This window comes from Zoogloea sp. (genome assembly GCF_041914405.1).
In the GTDB taxonomy this organism is placed as follows: domain Bacteria; phylum Pseudomonadota; class Gammaproteobacteria; order Burkholderiales; family Rhodocyclaceae; genus Zoogloea.
Map to the genome: position 1 here is coordinate 50,973 of NZ_JAYSDK010000023.1, position 16,691 is coordinate 67,663.

Sequence of the window (16,691 nt, forward strand, 5' to 3'; positions counted from 1 at the left end):
GGCCCAGTGCCCAGGTGTCGTTACGCCCAGAGGTAATCCAAAATGAACAAAGTCTGTCTCAATTACATCGACAATCAGTTCGTCGGCGCGCTTGGTGGCGGCCAGATCGAAGTCCGCAACCCGGCTACCCATGAAGTCCTGGGCAGCGTTCCCGATTCCACCCAGGAAGATGTCGATCGCGCCGTCGAGGCGGCCCGCCGCGCCCAGCCGGCTTGGGAAAGGCTGCCTGCGATCCAGCGTGCCACCCACCTGCGCAAGATCGCCAACAAGATCCGCGACAACAAGGAGCGCCTGGCCCAGACCATTACCCTGGAGCAGGGCAAGATCCTCGACCTGGCCCGCGTCGAGGTGGACTTCACCGCCAACTACATCGACTACATGGCCGAATGGGCGCGCCGCATCGAAGGCGAGATCGTGCAGAGCGATCGTCCGGGCGAGACCATCTTCGTGCATCGCAAGCCCATCGGCGTGGTGGCCGGCATCCTGCCGTGGAACTTCCCGTTCTTCCTGATCGCCCGCAAGCTGGCGCCGGCGCTCGTCACCGGCAACACCATCGTGATCAAGTCCAGCGAGGAAACCCCGCTGAACGCCTATGAGTTCGCCCAACTCGTGGCCGAGTGCGATCTGCCCGCCGGCGTGTTCAACCTGGTGAGCGGTGGCGGCAAGACCGGCGCGATGCTGTCTTCACACAAGGATGTCGGCCTGGTCACCTTTACCGGCAGCGTCGATACCGGCATCCGCATCATGGAAGCCGCCGCGCGCAACCTGACCCGCGTCAATCTGGAACTGGGCGGCAAGGCGCCGGCCATCGTGCTGAACGATGCAGACCTGGACCTGACCGCCCGCGCCCTGCATGCCTCCCGCGTGCTCAACACCGGGCAGGTCTGCAATGCCGCCGAGCGCGTCTATGTGCAGCGTGGCGTTGCCCAGGCGCTGGCCGAGAAGGTTACGGCGCTGATGGCCGCGACCCGCTACGGCAACCCGATGACCGAGACCGACCTGCACATGGGCCCGCTGGTCAACCGCATCGGCCTGGACAAGATCGCGGCCCTCGTCGAAAGCGCCCGCGAGCAGGGCGCCGAAGTGCTGACCGGCGGCAAGATGGCCGACCGTACCGGTTTCCATTTCGAGCCGACCGTGCTCGTCGGCTGCACTTCCAGCATGGACGTGATGAGGAAGGAGATCTTCGGACCGGTCCTGCCGATCCAGATCATCGAGGATCTGGACGAGGCCCTGGCACTGGCCAACGACTCCGAGTACGGCCTGACCTCCTCCATCTTCACCCGGGACCTGAACGCCGCGATGAAGGCCACTGCGGAGCTGCGCTTCGGCGAGACCTACATCAATCGCGAGCACTTCGAGGCCATGCAGGGCTTCCACGCCGGCCGCCGCAAGTCCGGTATCGGCGGGGCCGACGGCAAGCACGGTCTGTACGAGTTCACCGAAACCCACGTGGTCTATCTGCAGACCCACTGATCCGCATTGCTGCCAGGTCCCAGCGCAGCAATTCCAAAGCCGTATCCAGCACCAGCCAGCCCGGGCGATCGCATGCCGATCGCCCGTCAGGGCGGTGTTGTCCCAAATTTTTGGCAGAGAACCACAGAGGAGACACAAGAAATGGCAAATCACATCAACAACAAGCAGCGCAAGTCGAAGGCCCTGCTGAAGGGCGCCGTACTGGTCGCCCTGGCCGCCATCGGCACCGCCGCCAACGCGCAGGTCGATCGTCGCTTCATCAGCCCCCACGAGTACGCCCTGCCGGTGGACTTCAAGCCGTTCAACATCTTCGTGCAGTACGCGACGCTGCAAAACACGCGCGATGTGTGGGATTCCGGTAGCCACAAGAATCGTTCCGCCAACAGCTCCGACACCATGGTCGGCCTGACCAAGTATGTCCGCCTGTGGACCCCGGAATTCAGCTCCAAGGTGGGCCTGGCCTGGGAAGTGATCGTTCCTGAAGTGGGTGTCCGCGACAAGACTGCGCGTACCTCCACCGGTGGCATGGGCGACCCGATTACCGGTTTCGCCGCCTGGTACAAGCCGGCGGACAACTGGACCCTGGGTACCGACCTGTTCGTGTCCGTGCCGGTGGGTGACAAGGCCGTCGGCGGCGGTGATCGCTGGGATGTGCTGGGTTCCATCTTCTGGGATGCCCAGTTCGACAAGGTCAACTACGTCGGCAACTTCGGTTACCACTTCAATGGCGATTCGGTGACCGGTTCGCGTCCGGCCGATTACTGGCACCTGAACAACCGCCTGGGCTACCGCGCCACTGGCCTGCTCGAGCCGTACATCGGCCTGGACTACCAGAACAACCAGTCCGTCAATGGCAATCCGGGCGGCCATGAAACCGCCGCTGTGTTTGGGGTCATGTTCCACACCTACGACCATTCCTCCATCGCCGTGCATTACTCCAAGGGCATCGAGGGCTCCAACGCTCCGGTTTCCAACAACCTCAACGTGAAGTTCGCTTACGTCTTCTGATCGATTGTTTCAGCCGGGCCGGTCGTCTCTCCTGACCCGCCCATTCCGCGGGGCTCCTCCTGGAGTCCCGCGGACCCCGATTTCCTGGGAAGGCGTCATGAACGCCTGGTGATCCTGCTTCTCCGGAAACCTCCCTTCTTCCACCGGAGCGGGCGCCTTCCCTTTTCTTATTCGAGTAGCGATGACCAGCAAGACGAGCATAACGATCGGCGTTCCAAAGACGTTCCGTGCAGGGGAATGCCGCCTCCCGCTGACCCCGGAAGTAGCAGGCAAGTATCGGCAGTTGGGCGCCAGGGTGCTCATGCAGCGCGGAGCCGGACAGGCGGCTCATTTTGCCGATGAGGCCTTTGTCGGCGTCGATCTGGTCGACACCGCAGCGCAATTGTTTGCGGAATCGGACATCGTGCTGTCCATCCAGCCGCCCGCCGTTGAAGTGCTGCAGACGATGAAGCCGGCTGGCGTGCTGGTCGGCAGCCTGCAACCCTGGAGCGATGCCCCGCGTGTAGGCGCGTTGGCGCAGCTGGGCCTGACGAGCTTCGCGATGGAGCTGCTGCCGCGTATCAGCCGCGCCCAGAGCATGGACGTGCTGTCCAGCCAGGCCGCGGTGGCTGGCTACGAGTGTGCGCTGATTGCAGCCGACCACTGCCCGAAGTTCTTTCCGATGCTGACCTATGCGGCCGGGACGATCCGTCCGGCCAAGGTGCTGGTCATCGGCGCCGGCGTCGCCGGCCTGCAGGCCATGGCGACCGCCCGCCGTCTCGGCGCGATGGTGTCGGGCTACGACGTACGGCCGGAGACCCGCGAGCAGATCGAATCCCTGGGTGCCCGCTTCGTGGACGCCGGCGTTACCGCCAGCGGCGCTGGCGGCTATGCGCGGGAGTTGTCAGCAGACGAAGTGCGCCTGCAGCGAGAAAGGCTCACCAAGGCGATTGCCGATTGTGATGCGTTGATCACTACCGCTGCCGTGCCCGGCAAGCGGGCGCCGCTGATCGTCGATGCCGACATGCTGCGCGCCATGCGTCCCGGTGCGGTGGTCGTCGACCTGGCGGCGGAAAGCGGCGGCAACGTGGCCGGCACGCAGCCGGGTGAAAAGATCCGGGTCGGCGAGGTGCTGCTCATCGGCCCGACGGACATTGCCAGTCGCATGCCGGTGCATGCATCTGAAATGTATGCGCGCAACCTGTTCAATTTCCTGTCCCCGCTGATCAAGGATGGTGAGCTGGTGCTCGACTGGAATGACGAAGTGGTCGCGGGGACCTGCCTGACCCATGACGGCGAGATCCGTCATGAAGGAGTACGGCGGGCGCATGGCCTTTGCCTTTGATATGGGAGCGTTGTCTTGGAAGGCTTGATTGCAGTTTATTTATTCATGTTGGCGGCATTCACCGGTTATGAGGTCATCTCCAAGGTACCGGTGATTCTGCATACTCCGCTGATGTCCGGCTCCAACTTCGTGCACGGTGTGGTGCTGGTCGGCGGCATGATCGCGTTGGGTGAAGCCGACGGGCCGCTGGAGCAGGCCATTGGCTTCATTGCCGTGCTGCTTGGTGCCGCGAATGCCGCCGGCGGTTACGTGGTGACCGAGCGCATGCTGGGGATGTTCAAGGGCAAGGGAGAGCGCTCATGAGCACGCTGCCCTTGATCGAGGCGAGCTATTTCGTATCGACGGTGCTGTTCATCCTGGGCCTCAAGGGGATGAGCTCCCCCGTTCGGGCCCGGCGCGGCATCGTCTGGGCCGGCGCCGGCATGCTGCTGGCGACGCTCGCCACCTTCCTGTGGCCGGGCATGTCGAACTATGGGTTGATCATCCTGGCCATTGCGCTGGGGGGCAGCTCGGCATGGATCTCCGGCAAGAAGGTGGCGATGACCGACATGCCGCAGATGGTGGCCATCTACAACGGCCTCGGCGGTGGCGCGGCGGCAGCTATTGCGCTGCTGGAGTTCTATCGCGGCGGGCTCAGTGCGCCCTCGGTGACGCTGCTGGCGACCTTCGGTGCCTTGATCGGCGCGGTGTCCTTCTCGGGCTCCGTCGTGGCCTGGGCCAAGCTGCGCGGGAGCCTGAGCAGCGCGATCCGGCTGCCGGGACAGAACGGCATCAATGTCGGCCTGGCTGTGCTTGCCGCGGGTTTCGGCGTCTCCATCATGCTCTACCCGGAGCTCCGGCCCGTTCTGGTGATGAGCTTCTTCCTGGTGGCGCTGCTTCTCGGCGTCGTCGTCACGCTGCCCATCGGCGGGGCGGACATGCCGGTGGTGATCTCCTTGTTCAACGCCTTCACCGGCCTGGCGGTGGGCTTCGAAGGTTATGTGCTAGGCAATCCGGCGCTGATCGTCGCCGGCATCGTTGTCGGTGCCGCTGGCACCCTGCTGACCCAGCTGATGGCCAAGGCAATGAACCGTCCTCTCGCCAATGTGCTGTTCGTGCCGGTGGCGGGCGGTGGCGGTGAGGCCGTCAGTGGTGAGCAGAAGCCGGTTTCCGCAATGGATGCGGCCTCCCTGATGAGCTACGCGCAGAAAGTCATCATCGTGCCGGGCTACGGCATGGCGGTGGCCGGCGCCCAGCACAAGGTGTGGGAGATGTCGGAGCTGCTGGAAGAGGCCGGAGTCGAGGTGGTGTTCGCCATCCACCCGGTGGCGGGCCGCATGCCGGGGCACATGAACGTGTTGCTGGCCGAGGCGGGTGTGCCCTACGAGAAGATCCTCGATCTCGAAGAGGTCAACGGCGATTTCGCCCAGGCCGACGTGGCGCTGGTGATCGGTGCCAACGACGTGGTCAATCCGTCGGCACGAACCGACAAGTCCAGCCCGATCTACGGCATGCCCATCCTCAACGCCGACCACGCGCGCAACGTCATCGTCGTGAAGCGGGGCAAGGGGACGGGTTATTCCGGTATCGACAACGCCTTGTTCTACGGCGACAACACGCGCCTGCTCTATGGTTCCGCCCAGCAGGCGGTGGCCGAGATGATCCAGCAGATCAAGTTGCTCGCACAGTAAGGGCAGGGCGTCTGTCGCCCGCCTGTTCTTCCCGGCTGGAGGTCGATGCCGCCGGTTCGCTCACGATGAGCGGGCCGGCGGCATCGTGCATTTGAGCGCCATTTCCGCTGCTGCGGCGCATTGCCGGAACTTGGCCAGAGTCTGGGCGCACGATGGGCAAAACAGATATTGACAAACTCTGAATTCAAAATACACTGACCATGTCTTTAGGAATTCTGAATTCAGAATTTTGCCCGGGGAAGTCGGTCATCCGATCCAGGCTAGATCCCGGAAAGTCCGCGCACGGACCACGGCGCGAAAAATACTATACGAGGAGACAAGACATGGCCACTTTCACCCGCAGGCAGTTTCTGGCCGCCGCAACCGTTGCCGCCGGCGCCGCGGCCTTGAGCCGCCCGGTGCTGGCGCACGCCGGCAAGGCGCCCGAGTTCAAGCTGAAACTCGGTACCGATCTCCCGATGACGCATTCGGTGAACGTCCGTCTGAAGGAAGCCATCGATGCCATCGCTGCCGAGACCAACGGGCGCGTGGTCATCCAGCTGTTTCCCAACAACCAGCTGGGCAGCGATTCGGACATGATGTCGCAGATCCGCTCCGGCGCGCTCGAAATGGCCACCTTCCCGGGCACCGTGATGTCCACGCTGATCCCGGTCACCGCGATCACCGGCGTCGGTTTCGCCTTCTCCGGCTACGACAAGGTCTGGGCGGCGATGGACGGCGCGCTGGGCAAGCACATCCGCCAGGGGATCGAGAAGGTCAACCTGGTTCCCTTCGATACCGTCTGGGACAACGGCTTCCGCCAGATCACCAGCAGCACGCGCCCCATCCGCACGCCGGACGACCTGCGCAACTTCAAGATCCGCGTGCCGGTGGTGCCGCTGTGGGTGTCGATGTTCAAGGCCGTCGATGCCGCACCGGTCAGCCTGCCGCTCAGCGAGGCCTACCAGGCGCTGCAGACCAAGGTTGCCGATGGCCAGGAAAACGCGCTGGCGCTGATCGAGTCGGCCAAGTTCTACGAAGTGCAGAAATACTGCTCCCTCAGCAACCACGCGTGGAGCGAGTTCTGGTTCGTCGCCAACGGCCGCGTCTGGAAATCCCTGCCGGCGGACGTCCAGCAGGTTATCGCCAAGCACATCAACGCCGGTGCGCGGCGCCAGCGCGAGGACATGGCGCGGGCTGGCAACGAACTGCGCAAGGTGCTCGAAGGGCGTGGCCTGATCTTCAACGATGTGGACACGACGGCTTTCCGCAAGGCCCTGAGCGCCCGCGGCTTCTACGCCCAGGCGCGGGACAAGTTCGGGCCGGAGGCCTGGGGCTTGCTCAAGCAGTACGCGGGCGACCTCGCTTGAGCCAGGGAGACCATCATGAACACCCTGGTGCAATCCCTGGCGCCGGCCGATGGGGCGTCGCCCCGAGGCTGGGCGAAAGGGGCCTTGTGGGCTGAGCGCCTGTTGGCGGGGGCGATCGAGGCCGTCGCCGCGCTGCTCATCGTTGCGGAGATCGGCGTGCTGTTCGCCGGCGTGCTGTCCCGTTACGTCCTGAGCGCGCCGCTGGTGTGGACCGACGAGCTGGCTTCCATCCTGTTCCTGTGGCTGGCCAGCATGGGGGCGGTGGTCGCCTTCCGGCGCGGTGAGCACATGCGGATGACGGCCCTGGTCAGCAAGATGTCGCCGCACCGGCGGGCCTTCCTCGATACCGTTGCCATCGCGGCGGCGGTGGCCTTCCTGCTGCTGATCCTCGGGCCGGCCTACGAGTACGCGGCGGACGAAGTCTTCGTCACGACGCCGGCGCTCGAGTTGTCCAATGCCTGGCGTGCCGCGGCCCTGCCGGTCGGGCTGGCGCTGATGGCGCTGATGGCCTTCATCCGCCTGCTGCGTACGGCCCACTGGGGGCTGGTGCTGACGGCGGTGGCGACGACGCTGGCTGCGTGCGGCGGGTTCTGGCTGGCCGGACCGCTGTTGAAGGAACTGGGCAACTTCAACCTGATCGTCTTCTTCGTCGGCGTGACGGCGACAACGGTGCTGATCGGTGTGCCGATCGCCGTGTCCTTTGGCCTGGCGACCTTCGGCTTCCTCGCGTTGACCACCTCCATGCCGGTGAGCGTGCTGGTGGGGCGCATGGACGAAGGCATGTCGCACCTGATCCTGCTGTCGGTCCCCCTGTTCGTGTTCCTCGGCCTGTTGATCGAGATGACCGGCATGGCGCGGGCGATGGTGGCCTTCCTGGCCAGCCTGCTCGGGCATGTGAAGGGCGGGTTGCACTACGTGCTGCTCGGCGCCATGTACCTGGTGTCCGGCATCTCCGGCTCGAAGGTGGCCGACATGGCGGCGGTTGCCCCGGTGCTGTTTCCGGAGATGCGCCAGCGTGGCGCCAAGTCCGGCGACCTGGTCGCGCTGCTGGCTGCCACCGGGGCGCAGACCGAGACCATTCCGCCCAGCTTGGTGCTGATCACCATCGGCTCGGTCACGGGGGTGTCGATCGCCGCCTTGTTCACCGGCGGCATGCTGCCCGGCGTGGTGCTCGGACTGACCCTGTGCGCAGTGGTCTGGTGGCGCTATCGCAACGAGTCGCTGGACGGGGTGCGCAAGGCCAGCCGTGCGGACATCGGGCGGGCCTTTGTGGTTGCCCTGCCGGCCCTGGCGTTGCCCTTCGTGATCCGCGCCGCAGTGGTGCAGGGCGTGGCGACTGCCACCGAGGTGTCCACCCTCGGCATCGCCTATGCGCTGCTGGTCGGTCTGCTGATCTACCGCGGTACACAGTGGTCGCGGCTATATCCGATGCTCGTCGAGACGGCGGCCTTGTCGGGCGCGATCCTGCTCATCATCGGCACGGCCACCGGCATGGCCTGGTCCCTGACCCAGTCCGGTTTTTCCGCCAGCCTGGCGGACTTCATGGTGTCGCTGCCCGGTGGCCGCGCCATGTTCCTCGCTGTCTCCATCGTGGCCTTCGTGATCCTCGGTTCGGTGCTCGAAGGGATTCCGGCCATCGTGCTGTTTGGCCCGCTGCTGTTCCCCATTGCGCGGGAGGTCGGGGTGCATGAAGTGCATTACGCGATGGTCGTCGTGCTCTCCATGGGGGTCGGGCTGTTCGCGCCGCCTTTCGGGGTCGGCTACTACGCGGCTTGTGCAATCGGGCGGGTCCGCCCGGAGGAGGGGGTGAGGCCGATCCTCCTGTACGTGTTCGCCTTGCTCGTTGGCCTGGTCGTCGTTGCCGCCGTGCCGTGGCTGTCGACCGGGCTGCTGTGAAATGAACGGGCTCGCGGGCCCGAGTTGTCAGAACAATCGAAAAGGGTAAAACCATGGATTTTTCACTGTCTCCCAAACTGAAGGAGTTGCAGGAGCACGTGCGGCGCTTCATCGCCGATGAAGTCATTCCGCTGGAGCGCGATCCGCGCCAGACGCCGCATGGCCCCACGGAGGAACTGCGTACCGAGCTGGTCGACCGGGCGCGTCGGGCAGGGCTGCTGACCCCGCATGCCGGGCGTGAGTTCGGCGGCCTCGGCCTGTCCCACGTGGAGAAGGCCGTCGTCTTCGAAGAGGCGGGCTATTCGACACTGGGGCCGACCGCGCTGAACATCCACGCGCCGGACGAGGGCAACATCCACCTGCTGGAAGCCGTCGCGTCGCCGGCCCAGAAGCTGCGCTGGCTGAAGCCGATGGTCGAAGGGCGGACACGCTCCTGCTTCGCGATGACCGAGCCCCCCCCGGGTGCCGGTGCCGATCCGTCCATGCTGGCCACGACGGCGGTGAAGGACGGCGACGACTACCTCATCAACGGCACCAAGTGGTTCATCACCGGCGCCGAGGGCGCGTCCTTCGCCATCATCATGGCGCGGATGGAAGACGGCACCGCCACGATGTTCCTGGCCGACATGGACCAGCCCGGCATCGAGCTGGTCCGCACGATGGATGCCCTCGACTCCTGCTTCACCGGTGGGCACGGCGTGCTGCGCTTTAACAACCTGCGCGTGCCGGCGTCGGACGTGCTGGGCGAGATCGGCAAGGGCTTCCGCTACGCCCAGGTCCGCCTGGCACCGGCCCGTCTCACCCACTGCATGCGCTGGCTCGGCCAGGCGCGCCGGGCCCATGACGCGGCGCTGCAGCACGCCCGCACGCGGCAGGCTTTCGGGCGCACCCTCGGGGATCACGAGGGCGTCGGCTTCATGCTCGCCGACAACGAGATGGACCTGCAGACCGCCCGCCTGCACATCTGGCACACCGCATGGCTGCTTGATCAGGGCGAGCGCTGCAACTTCGAATCGAGTCGGGCCAAGGTGGTCTGCTCCGAGGCGGAATGGCGCGTCGTCGACCGCAGCGTGCAGATCCTGGGCGGCCAGGGCGTGACCCACGAAACCATCGTCGCGCGCATCTTCGCCGACATGCGGGCTTTCCGCATCTACGATGGTCCGAGCGAGGTGCACCGTTTCAGCCTCGGCAAGAAGATTCTCAGTGGACGCAGTAACGCGTCGGTTCGCCAGGGTGGGGAGGCATGATGGACAAGAGCTTTCTGCAACAGATGTTCAGCCTGGAAGGCCGGGTCGCGCTGGTGACCGGCGCATCAAGTGGCCTCGGGCGGCATTTCGCCAAGGTCCTGGCCCGTGCCGGCGCCGAGGTGATCGTCACCGCCCGGCGTGCCGACAAGCTCGTCGACACCGTCAATGAGATCGCTGCCCTCGGCGGGCGGGCTCATGCGGTTGAGATCGACGTGACTGACGGCGCCTCCATCGTGGCCGCCTTCGACCGTGCCGCCAGCGTGGCCGACGTGCCGGACATCATCGTCAATAACGCCGGCCAGACCGTCACCAAGCCGCTGCTCCAGCAGACCGAGGAAGACTGGAACCAGGTCATTGATCCCAACCTGAAGGGGTGCTGGCTGGTCGCCACGGAAGGCGCACGGCGCATGGTTGCGGCCGGCAAACCCGGCAGCATCGTGAACATCGCCTCGATCCTCGGCGAGCGGGTTGGCGGTGGTGTGGCGCCGTACGCGATCTCCAAGGCCGGCGTGCTGCAGGCGACCAAGGCGATGGCTCTCGAACTGGCCCGCCATGGCATCCGCGTCAATGCGGTGCTGCCTGGCTACGTCATCACCGACCTGAACCGGGACTTCCTGCTCAGCGAAGCCGGCGAGAAGCTGCGCATGCGCATCCCGAGCCGGCGTTTCTCCGAACTCGACGATCTGAACGGCACCCTGCTGCTGCTGGCGTCGGATGCCGGCAAGGCGATGTCGGGGGCCTGCGTGGCGGTGGACGGCGCGCATCTGGTCAGCGGCCTGTGAGGTAAGAAGAGCATGGATGATATTTCCAAGAAGGCGCTGGCCGGTTTCGTCGCCCAGGCCGCCGGCGCATCGGCTGCGGACATCGCCAGCGCCAAGCTGTTGTCCGGTGGCGCGGTGCAGGAGAACTGGTTGCTCGAGATCGCGCTGAGCGGCGGCGCGCTGTCCGGGCGTCTGGATTGCGTGCTGCGCTGCGACTCGCCGACCGCCGGGGTGGCCATCAGCCACGGGCGTGCGCAGGAGTTCGCGCTGCTGCGCACGGTCTTCGAGGCCGGCGTTACGGTTCCCGAGCCCCTGTGGCTGTGCGATGACCCGGCGGTGATCGGCCGCCCGTTCTTCCTGATGCGGCGCATCGGCGGCACCGCGGCGGGGCATGTCCTCGTCAAGGACGCCCGCTTTGGCGGCGATCGGGTGCAGCTGGCCGAACGCCTCGGCCGCGAGCTGGCGCGCATCCACTCGGTGCAGCCGCCCCAGGCTGCGCTGGATTTCCTGCCGTGGTACGAGGACGCGCCGGCGCTGCACAGCATCCGTCTGCACCGAGACTACCTGGACGCCCATCACACCGCCTATCCGGCCCTCGAATGGGGCCTGCGCTGGCTTGAGCGCCATGCCCCGCCGCGGGACCGGATGGCCCTGTGCCATCGGGATTTCCGTACCGGCAACTACATGGTCGATGAGCAGGGCCTGACCGGCATCCTCGACTGGGAGTTCGCTGGCTGGAGTGATCCCCTCGAGGATATCGGCTGGTTCTGCGCCAAGTGCTGGCGCTTTGGCAAGCTGGACGCGGAAGCCGGCGGCGTTGGCGCGCGGGAGGACTTCTACCGCGGCTACGAGCAGGAGTCCGGGCGCGCCCTCGACCGCGAGGCGGTGCGCTACTGGGAGGTGATGGCCCACATGAACTGGGCAATGATCGCCATCCAGCAGGCCGAGCGCCATTGCTCGGGGCGCGAGAACTCCCTGCTGCTGGCCCTGACGGGGCACATCGTGCCCGAGCTGGAGTGGGAAATCCTCAACATGACGGAGAACGACTGATGCGCGAACAACCCAAGGGAGACGCGCTGCTGGCCTGCGCCCGCCAGGTCCTGCGCGAGGAGATCCTGCCGACGCTCGCGGCGGATCGGAAGCATGCGCTGCTGATGGTGATGAATGCGCTGTCCATCGCCGAGCGGCAACTGCAGTACGGTGACGGCCCGGAGGCCGAGGAACTGGCCGCCCTGCGCAATCTGCTCGACGACTCCCGTGTAGATGCCGCCGAAGGCGCGCGCCGCCTGAGCCGCCTGCTGCGTGAAGGCAAGGGCGACCCCGGCCAGCCCGCGCGCGAGGCGCTGTTCGGCCACCTGCGCCGGGTGGGCCTGCAGCGTCTGCGGGAGAGCAATCCCAAGGCCTTGCCGAAGTAAATCACACGGCTCGTGCGGGCTGCCGGTGTCGCACCGGTTGCCCGCCAGACGGAAAGAAAGAAGCCCCCGGAGCCAAGTTGGCATCGGGGGCTAATGTTTTGCAGTTTGAGCGTGTTGATCTGGCCAAACTCGCAGTCACCGCCACGTTAGTGGCGGCGTTGGGGGCGATTTCAGGCGCGGCTGGTGGCCGCCACTTCGTCGCTCTGCGAGGCGCCGGCGCCATTCACTTCACGCAGGCGCTGGATCATGAAGTCGGCGGCTTCAGAGATATGCCGGCGGCCAAGGGCCTCGGCCGTTTCCCCGTCGCCGGTGCTAATGGCCTGCAGCATGGTGTCGTGCTGGTCCCAGATGTTGCGTGGCTGCTCGTCGCGCATCAGCACTTCGCCCATCACGCGCTGGGTGCTCGTCCAGTGGGTTTCCATCGTCGGGGCGATCAGCGGGTTTTCCGACAGCTCGTAGATGAAGGCATGGAAGGCCATGTCGGCCGCGACCATCGCCGGCACGTCGTTGTTGGCGACGGCCTTGCGGCCGGCGCGGATCAGCGCCGGGCCCTTGCTCTTGGCGGTCTTGGCGTTCAGTTCGGCGGCCCGCCGGCAGGCCAGCCCCTCGATGACGGCGCGCATGTCGTACATGTTGCGCACGTAGGTGAGGTCCAGCGGCGCGACGAGGAGGCCGCGCCCAGGCGCATCCTGGAGAATGCCCTGGTTGCGCAGCAGCAGCAGCGCCTGCTGGATGGGCTGACGGGAAACGCCGAGTTCCTTGGCGATCTGTTCCTGGATGATGCGGGTGCCCGGCCGCAGCCGGCCACCCGAGATCTCCTCGAGGATGGCTTTGGTAACTTGTTCGACCAGTTTTGGTTGTGCTTCGATGGTTCTCATGGCGTTTCCGTCGTTTGGCGGCCTAATGCAGTTAGACCGCATTTTCCCCCAAGTTGCTTTCATTTCTCCAGCGGCGTTCAGCTTCGTCCCAGGATGCCAGTGCCTGCAGGTCGGGCACCCAGGCCAGCCCGGACTTGGCGTCGGACGACGCGGCGTCGGGGGTGACCAGCACATCCAGCAGCGCCGGGCGGTTGGCCATGGCGCGTTCGATGGCCGCCGGGAGGTCTTCGGGCTTGCTTACCCGCTCGGCGTGCATGCCGAAGGAGCGGGCCATGCCGGCGTAATCCGAGAATTGAAGATGGGTGCCGCAGACCTTGCCGTGGGTTTCCCGCTGGTCGCGCACCTCGATGGCCCACGAGCCGTTGTTGGCGACGACGACCAGCAGCGGCGCCTTGTGGCGCACCGCGGTGTCGATCTCCATGGCGTTGAAGCCGAAGGCGCCGTCGCCGGTGGCGACAACCACGGTACGGTCGGGGCAGGCCAGGCTGGCGGCGACGCCGAAGGGCGTGCCGACGCCGATGCAGCCGAGGGAGCCGGGATCGAGGTAGGTGGAAGCCGGCAGGCCGACCCGCGCGAAGCTCAGGAAGTCACCGCCATCAGCCACGACCACGGCGTCATTCGGCAGGGCATCCCGCAGGGCAGCCAGCACGCGGTTGGGGTGCATCAGACCGTCCGGGCCTGCCGGCGCTTCGCGCATGCTGACGGCCAGCTTCGCCGAGCGTTCCTCGTGCTTGGCGCGCAGGGTGCGGCTCCAGTCCGTGTCGGTGGCCGGCTGGCGGTCGCCGGCTTCCTTCAGGATGGCCTCCAGCGTCAGGCGCGGGCTGGCCAGCAGCTCGACGGCGCCACGCCGGTTGTCGCGCAGTTCGGCCGCGCAGTCGGCGATCCGCAGGAATTGTGTGTTGCCGAAGACGGCGGGTGAGCCGTAGGCGAGCTGGAAGTCGAGTCGGCGGCCAACCGTCACCACCAGGTCGGCCTGGCCCATCACCGCGCCGCGCATCGCAGCGACGACCGAGGGATGCTCGTCGGGAACGAGGCCGCGGCTCTCGCCGGTGTCGAGATAGGGCGCCTGCAGCCGTTCCAGCAGCGCACACAGCTCGGGCCCGGCGCCTTGGGCACCGCGTCCGGAGATGAACAGAGGGCGCTTGGCCGACCACAGCAGATCCACCGCGGCGCGCACCGATGCCGGGTCCGGCAGCGCTTCGGGCAGCGTCTTCTGGGCGAAGTGCTCGGGCATCTGGACGGCGAGGGGCACTTCGGCGCGCAGCGTATCCACCGGGAAATCCAGGTACACCGGACCCGGCGTGTCGCCGCCGTGGCCTTGGGCGCGGGCGACGGCCTCATCGAGTTCCTGCAGAACCAGGGCGGGCTGCCGCACGGTGCGCGCGTAGCGGACGATGGAGCGGACCAGGTCGGTGTGCACCATGTCCTGCAGCGCGCCGCGGTTTTCCTGGGCCTGCGGCGGCGTACCGGACAGCACCAGCACCGGCGTCCGTGCCACATGGGCGTTGGCGATACCGGTCATGGCATTGGTGACGCCGGGGCCGGCGGTGACCAGGGCGACGCCGATCTTGCCAGTGAGCTGGGCCTCGGCGTGAGCCATGTAGACCGCGGCGCGTTCGTCCCGCACATCGACGATGCGGATGCCTTCGGCGTCCAGGCGCATCCACAGCGGCATGATGTGCCCGCCGCACAGGGCATAAACGCGCTCTACGCCGCGTTGTTTCAGAAAGCGGGCGATGACCGCTGCTGCAGAGTGTTCCGAAATCGGTTGAATGGCCACGATGTCTCCTGTTCTTCGATGAAGGCCTGGACTCGAAATCCGCGCGGCAGAGGGCCCGCCGTCCGTCCCGGACCATGGCTCAAGGGTGTTGTGCGAATCGAGTTGCTACACTGGCGATCCTATCGTATTCTGAATTCAGAAGTCCATAATTTCTTCGACGGCCGACAGGTAGCAGGCACGTAAAACCAATCTGAGGAGACCCTAGACATGAGCCACCTACTCACCATTTCCGACGCAATCGCCACCCACGCCCGGCTCACGCCGAACAAGCTCGGCACCCGGGATTCCAGCCGGGAACTGACCTACGCCCAGTGGGATGAGCGCGCCAGCCGGCTGGCGGCTGGCTTGATGGATCTCGGTTTGAAGAAGGGTGACCGCGTCGCCGTCCTCGCCTACAACTGCATCGAATGGATGGAGATCTACGTCGGCCTGGCGCGAGCCGGCCTGGTCGCCGTGCCGCTGAATTTCCGCCTGACGGCGCCGGAGATCGCCTACATCCTCGAGGATGCCGAAGCCGCTGCGCTGATCTGCGGCGCCGAGTTCGTCGACACCGTCAATGGAATCCGCACCGGGCTGCCGCTGCTGCAGGGGCGCTGTGTCGTCATCGGCGACGGTGTCGAGGCGTGGACCGGCTACGAAAGCCTCGTCGCCCGCGGCCGTGCCGACCTCGAATTCGAGGCGGTCCGGCCGGAGGACATGTGCGCACTGATGTACACGTCCGGGACCACCGGACGCCCCAAGGGGGCGATCCGCAACCACGCCGGCAGCACCCTGATTGCGCTGGCGACGGCACTGGAGATGGGCTTCACGCGGGATGACAACGCCCTGCTGGTGATGCCCATGTGCCACGCCAACTCTCTGTATTTCGGCACGACCTTCATGCACATGGGCGCCACCGTGGTCGTCGACGACCGCCGCAGCTTCAGCCCCGAAGCCCTGCTGGCCACCCTGGCCAAGGACCGGATCACTTTCACTTCCCTGGTGCCGACCCACTACATCATGGTCCTGGCGCTGCCGGAGGAGGTGAAGGCCCGCTACGACATGGGCAGCGTCGGCAAGCTGATGATCTCCTCCGCGCCGGCGCGCAAGGACACCAAGCTGGCCATCATGGAGTACTTCCGCAACGGCAAGCTCTACGAGTTGTATGGTTCTACGGAAGCCGGCTGGGTGACCCTGCTGCGTCCGGACGAACAACTGGTCAAGCTGGGGTCGGTGGGGCGCGAATGGGCCGGCAGCGGCGCCATCCGTCTGCTCGATGTGGACGGCTGCGAAGTGCCGGACGGTGAGGTGGGCGAACTGTTCTCCCGCACGACCTACGTCTTCGACGGCTACTGGAAGAACGATGCCAAGACCCGCGAAGCCTTCCGCGGCGAGTGGTGTTCGGTGGGCGATATGGCCCGCCGCGACGCGGACGGTTACATCTGGCTGGTGGACCGCAAGAGCAACATGATCATCAGCGGCGGCGAGAACATCTATCCCTCCGAGGTCGAGGGCGTCATCGGCAGCCATCCGAAGGTGAAGGACGTGGCGGTGATCGGCATCCCCCACGAGAAATGGGGCGAAACCGTCCAGGCGGTGATTGTGCCCCATGACGGCCAGCAGATCGCCGTCGAGGAGATTGAGGAGTGGTGCCGCCAGCGCCTGGCCGGCTTCAAGTGCCCGCGCTCGGTGCTGTTCATTGCCGACCGCGACATGCCGCGCACGGCCACCGGCAAGATCCTGCACCGCCACCTGCGCCAGCGCATGGTGGCGTCGGAGTCCGCGATCGCCGCCTGAGCGGCTTTGACACGCAAAAACGCCCTGATATGCCGCGGATCGTGATCCGCCGGCGGCGCCAGGGCCCGCTGCGGCAAGTCCGAGGACTTGCCGCATGTCTTTTGGGGGTGC

Annotated in this window: 14 protein-coding genes; 12 read left to right on the forward strand and 2 right to left on the reverse strand. The window is 66.0% G+C overall.

The window, feature by feature from the left end:
- Nucleotides 1–42 precede the first annotated feature (42 nt).
- The 11 genes from aldA to ACE3RX_RS14620 all read left to right on the forward strand — a co-directional run bounded on the left by aldA (nt 43) and on the right by ACE3RX_RS14620 (nt 12,146).
- Entirely contained in the window at nt 43–1,476 is a 1,434-nt protein-coding gene (gene aldA / locus ACE3RX_RS14570) for an aldehyde dehydrogenase (RefSeq protein WP_374485118.1), read from the forward strand.
- A 141-nt stretch (nt 1,477–1,617) separates the two neighbouring features.
- Nucleotides 1,618–2,484, forward strand: coding sequence for a transporter (locus ACE3RX_RS14575; protein WP_374485122.1), 867 nt, complete (start codon nt 1,618–1,620; stop codon nt 2,482–2,484).
- Between the two features lie 181 nt (nt 2,485–2,665).
- Complete coding sequence (locus tag ACE3RX_RS14580; protein WP_374485126.1) at nt 2,666–3,808, forward strand: NAD(P) transhydrogenase subunit alpha; 1,143 nt, start codon at nt 2,666–2,668, stop codon at nt 3,806–3,808.
- Between the two features lie 15 nt (nt 3,809–3,823).
- Nucleotides 3,824–4,111, forward strand: a complete 288-nt coding sequence (locus ACE3RX_RS14585; RefSeq protein ID WP_374485130.1) for an NAD(P) transhydrogenase subunit alpha — start codon at nt 3,824–3,826, stop codon at nt 4,109–4,111.
- Nucleotides 4,108–5,478, forward strand: coding sequence for an NAD(P)(+) transhydrogenase (Re/Si-specific) subunit beta (locus tag ACE3RX_RS14590; protein ID WP_374485133.1), 1,371 nt, complete (start codon nt 4,108–4,110; stop codon nt 5,476–5,478). Before ACE3RX_RS14585 ends, ACE3RX_RS14590 begins: the two co-directional genes overlap by 4 nt.
- A gap of 323 nt (nt 5,479–5,801) precedes the next feature.
- A complete protein-coding gene (locus ACE3RX_RS14595; protein WP_374485137.1) occupies nt 5,802–6,827 on the forward strand; it encodes a TRAP transporter substrate-binding protein in 1,026 nt (341 codons plus the stop codon).
- 15 nt (nt 6,828–6,842) lie between these two features.
- Complete coding sequence (locus ACE3RX_RS14600; protein WP_374485141.1) at nt 6,843–8,723, forward strand: TRAP transporter large permease subunit; 1,881 nt, start codon at nt 6,843–6,845, stop codon at nt 8,721–8,723.
- A 53-nt stretch (nt 8,724–8,776) separates the two neighbouring features.
- Complete coding sequence (locus ACE3RX_RS14605; RefSeq protein ID WP_374485144.1) at nt 8,777–9,970, forward strand: acyl-CoA dehydrogenase family protein; 1,194 nt, start codon at nt 8,777–8,779, stop codon at nt 9,968–9,970.
- Complete coding sequence (locus tag ACE3RX_RS14610; RefSeq protein ID WP_374485148.1) at nt 9,970–10,752, forward strand: SDR family NAD(P)-dependent oxidoreductase; 783 nt, start codon at nt 9,970–9,972, stop codon at nt 10,750–10,752. Before ACE3RX_RS14605 ends, ACE3RX_RS14610 begins: the two co-directional genes overlap by 1 nt.
- Before the next feature lie 12 nt (nt 10,753–10,764).
- Nucleotides 10,765–11,781: a phosphotransferase family protein gene (locus ACE3RX_RS14615; protein ID WP_374485152.1), complete on the forward strand. Its 1,017-nt coding sequence runs from the start codon at nt 10,765–10,767 to the stop codon at nt 11,779–11,781.
- Nucleotides 11,781–12,146: a DUF6285 domain-containing protein gene (locus tag ACE3RX_RS14620; RefSeq protein ID WP_374485154.1), complete on the forward strand. Its 366-nt coding sequence runs from the start codon at nt 11,781–11,783 to the stop codon at nt 12,144–12,146. Before ACE3RX_RS14615 ends, ACE3RX_RS14620 begins: the two co-directional genes overlap by 1 nt.
- 170 nt (nt 12,147–12,316) lie before the next feature.
- Here the strand turns inward: ACE3RX_RS14620 and ACE3RX_RS14625 are convergent, their stop codons facing one another.
- Together ACE3RX_RS14625 and ACE3RX_RS14630 are read right to left on the reverse strand one after the other, a co-directional pair.
- The gene (locus tag ACE3RX_RS14625; protein ID WP_374485156.1) at nt 12,317–13,024 is read right to left on the reverse strand and encodes a GntR family transcriptional regulator; all 708 of its coding nucleotides are present in this window, start codon (nt 13,022–13,024) and stop codon (nt 12,317–12,319) included.
- Between the two features lie 31 nt (nt 13,025–13,055).
- Complete coding sequence (locus tag ACE3RX_RS14630; RefSeq protein ID WP_374485158.1) at nt 13,056–14,804, reverse strand: thiamine pyrophosphate-binding protein; 1,749 nt, start codon at nt 14,802–14,804, stop codon at nt 13,056–13,058.
- Between the two features lie 207 nt (nt 14,805–15,011).
- Here ACE3RX_RS14630 and ACE3RX_RS14635 point away from each other — a divergent pair, with 207 nt between their 5' ends.
- Nucleotides 15,012–16,580, forward strand: a complete 1,569-nt coding sequence (locus tag ACE3RX_RS14635) for a class I adenylate-forming enzyme family protein (protein ID WP_374485160.1) — start codon at nt 15,012–15,014, stop codon at nt 16,578–16,580.
- Nucleotides 16,581–16,691 lie beyond the last annotated feature (111 nt).

What these genes read in the sequence shown, in the direction of transcription:
- ACE3RX_RS14595 (WP_374485137.1), top strand. Translation starts at nt 5,802, where the DNA reads ATGGCCACTTTCACCCGCAGGCAGTTTCTGGCCGCCGCAACCGTTGCC.
- ACE3RX_RS14610 (WP_374485148.1), top strand. Translation starts at nt 9,970, where the DNA reads ATGGACAAGAGCTTTCTGCAACAGATGTTCAGCCTGGAAGGCCGGGTC.
- aldA (WP_374485118.1), top strand. Translation starts at nt 43, where the DNA reads ATGAACAAAGTCTGTCTCAATTACATCGACAATCAGTTCGTCGGCGCG.
- ACE3RX_RS14635 (WP_374485160.1), top strand. Translation starts at nt 15,012, where the DNA reads ATGAGCCACCTACTCACCATTTCCGACGCAATCGCCACCCACGCCCGG.
- ACE3RX_RS14615 (WP_374485152.1), top strand. Translation starts at nt 10,765, where the DNA reads ATGGATGATATTTCCAAGAAGGCGCTGGCCGGTTTCGTCGCCCAGGCC.
- ACE3RX_RS14605 (WP_374485144.1), top strand. Translation starts at nt 8,777, where the DNA reads ATGGATTTTTCACTGTCTCCCAAACTGAAGGAGTTGCAGGAGCACGTG.
- ACE3RX_RS14620 (WP_374485154.1), top strand. Translation starts at nt 11,781, where the DNA reads ATGCGCGAACAACCCAAGGGAGACGCGCTGCTGGCCTGCGCCCGCCAG.
- ACE3RX_RS14625 (WP_374485156.1), bottom strand. Translation starts at nt 13,024, where the DNA reads ATGAGAACCATCGAAGCACAACCAAAACTGGTCGAACAAGTTACCAAA.
- ACE3RX_RS14600 (WP_374485141.1), top strand. Translation starts at nt 6,843, where the DNA reads ATGAACACCCTGGTGCAATCCCTGGCGCCGGCCGATGGGGCGTCGCCC.
- ACE3RX_RS14590 (WP_374485133.1), top strand. Translation starts at nt 4,108, where the DNA reads ATGAGCACGCTGCCCTTGATCGAGGCGAGCTATTTCGTATCGACGGTG.
- ACE3RX_RS14575 (WP_374485122.1), top strand. Translation starts at nt 1,618, where the DNA reads ATGGCAAATCACATCAACAACAAGCAGCGCAAGTCGAAGGCCCTGCTG.
- ACE3RX_RS14580 (WP_374485126.1), top strand. Translation starts at nt 2,666, where the DNA reads ATGACCAGCAAGACGAGCATAACGATCGGCGTTCCAAAGACGTTCCGT.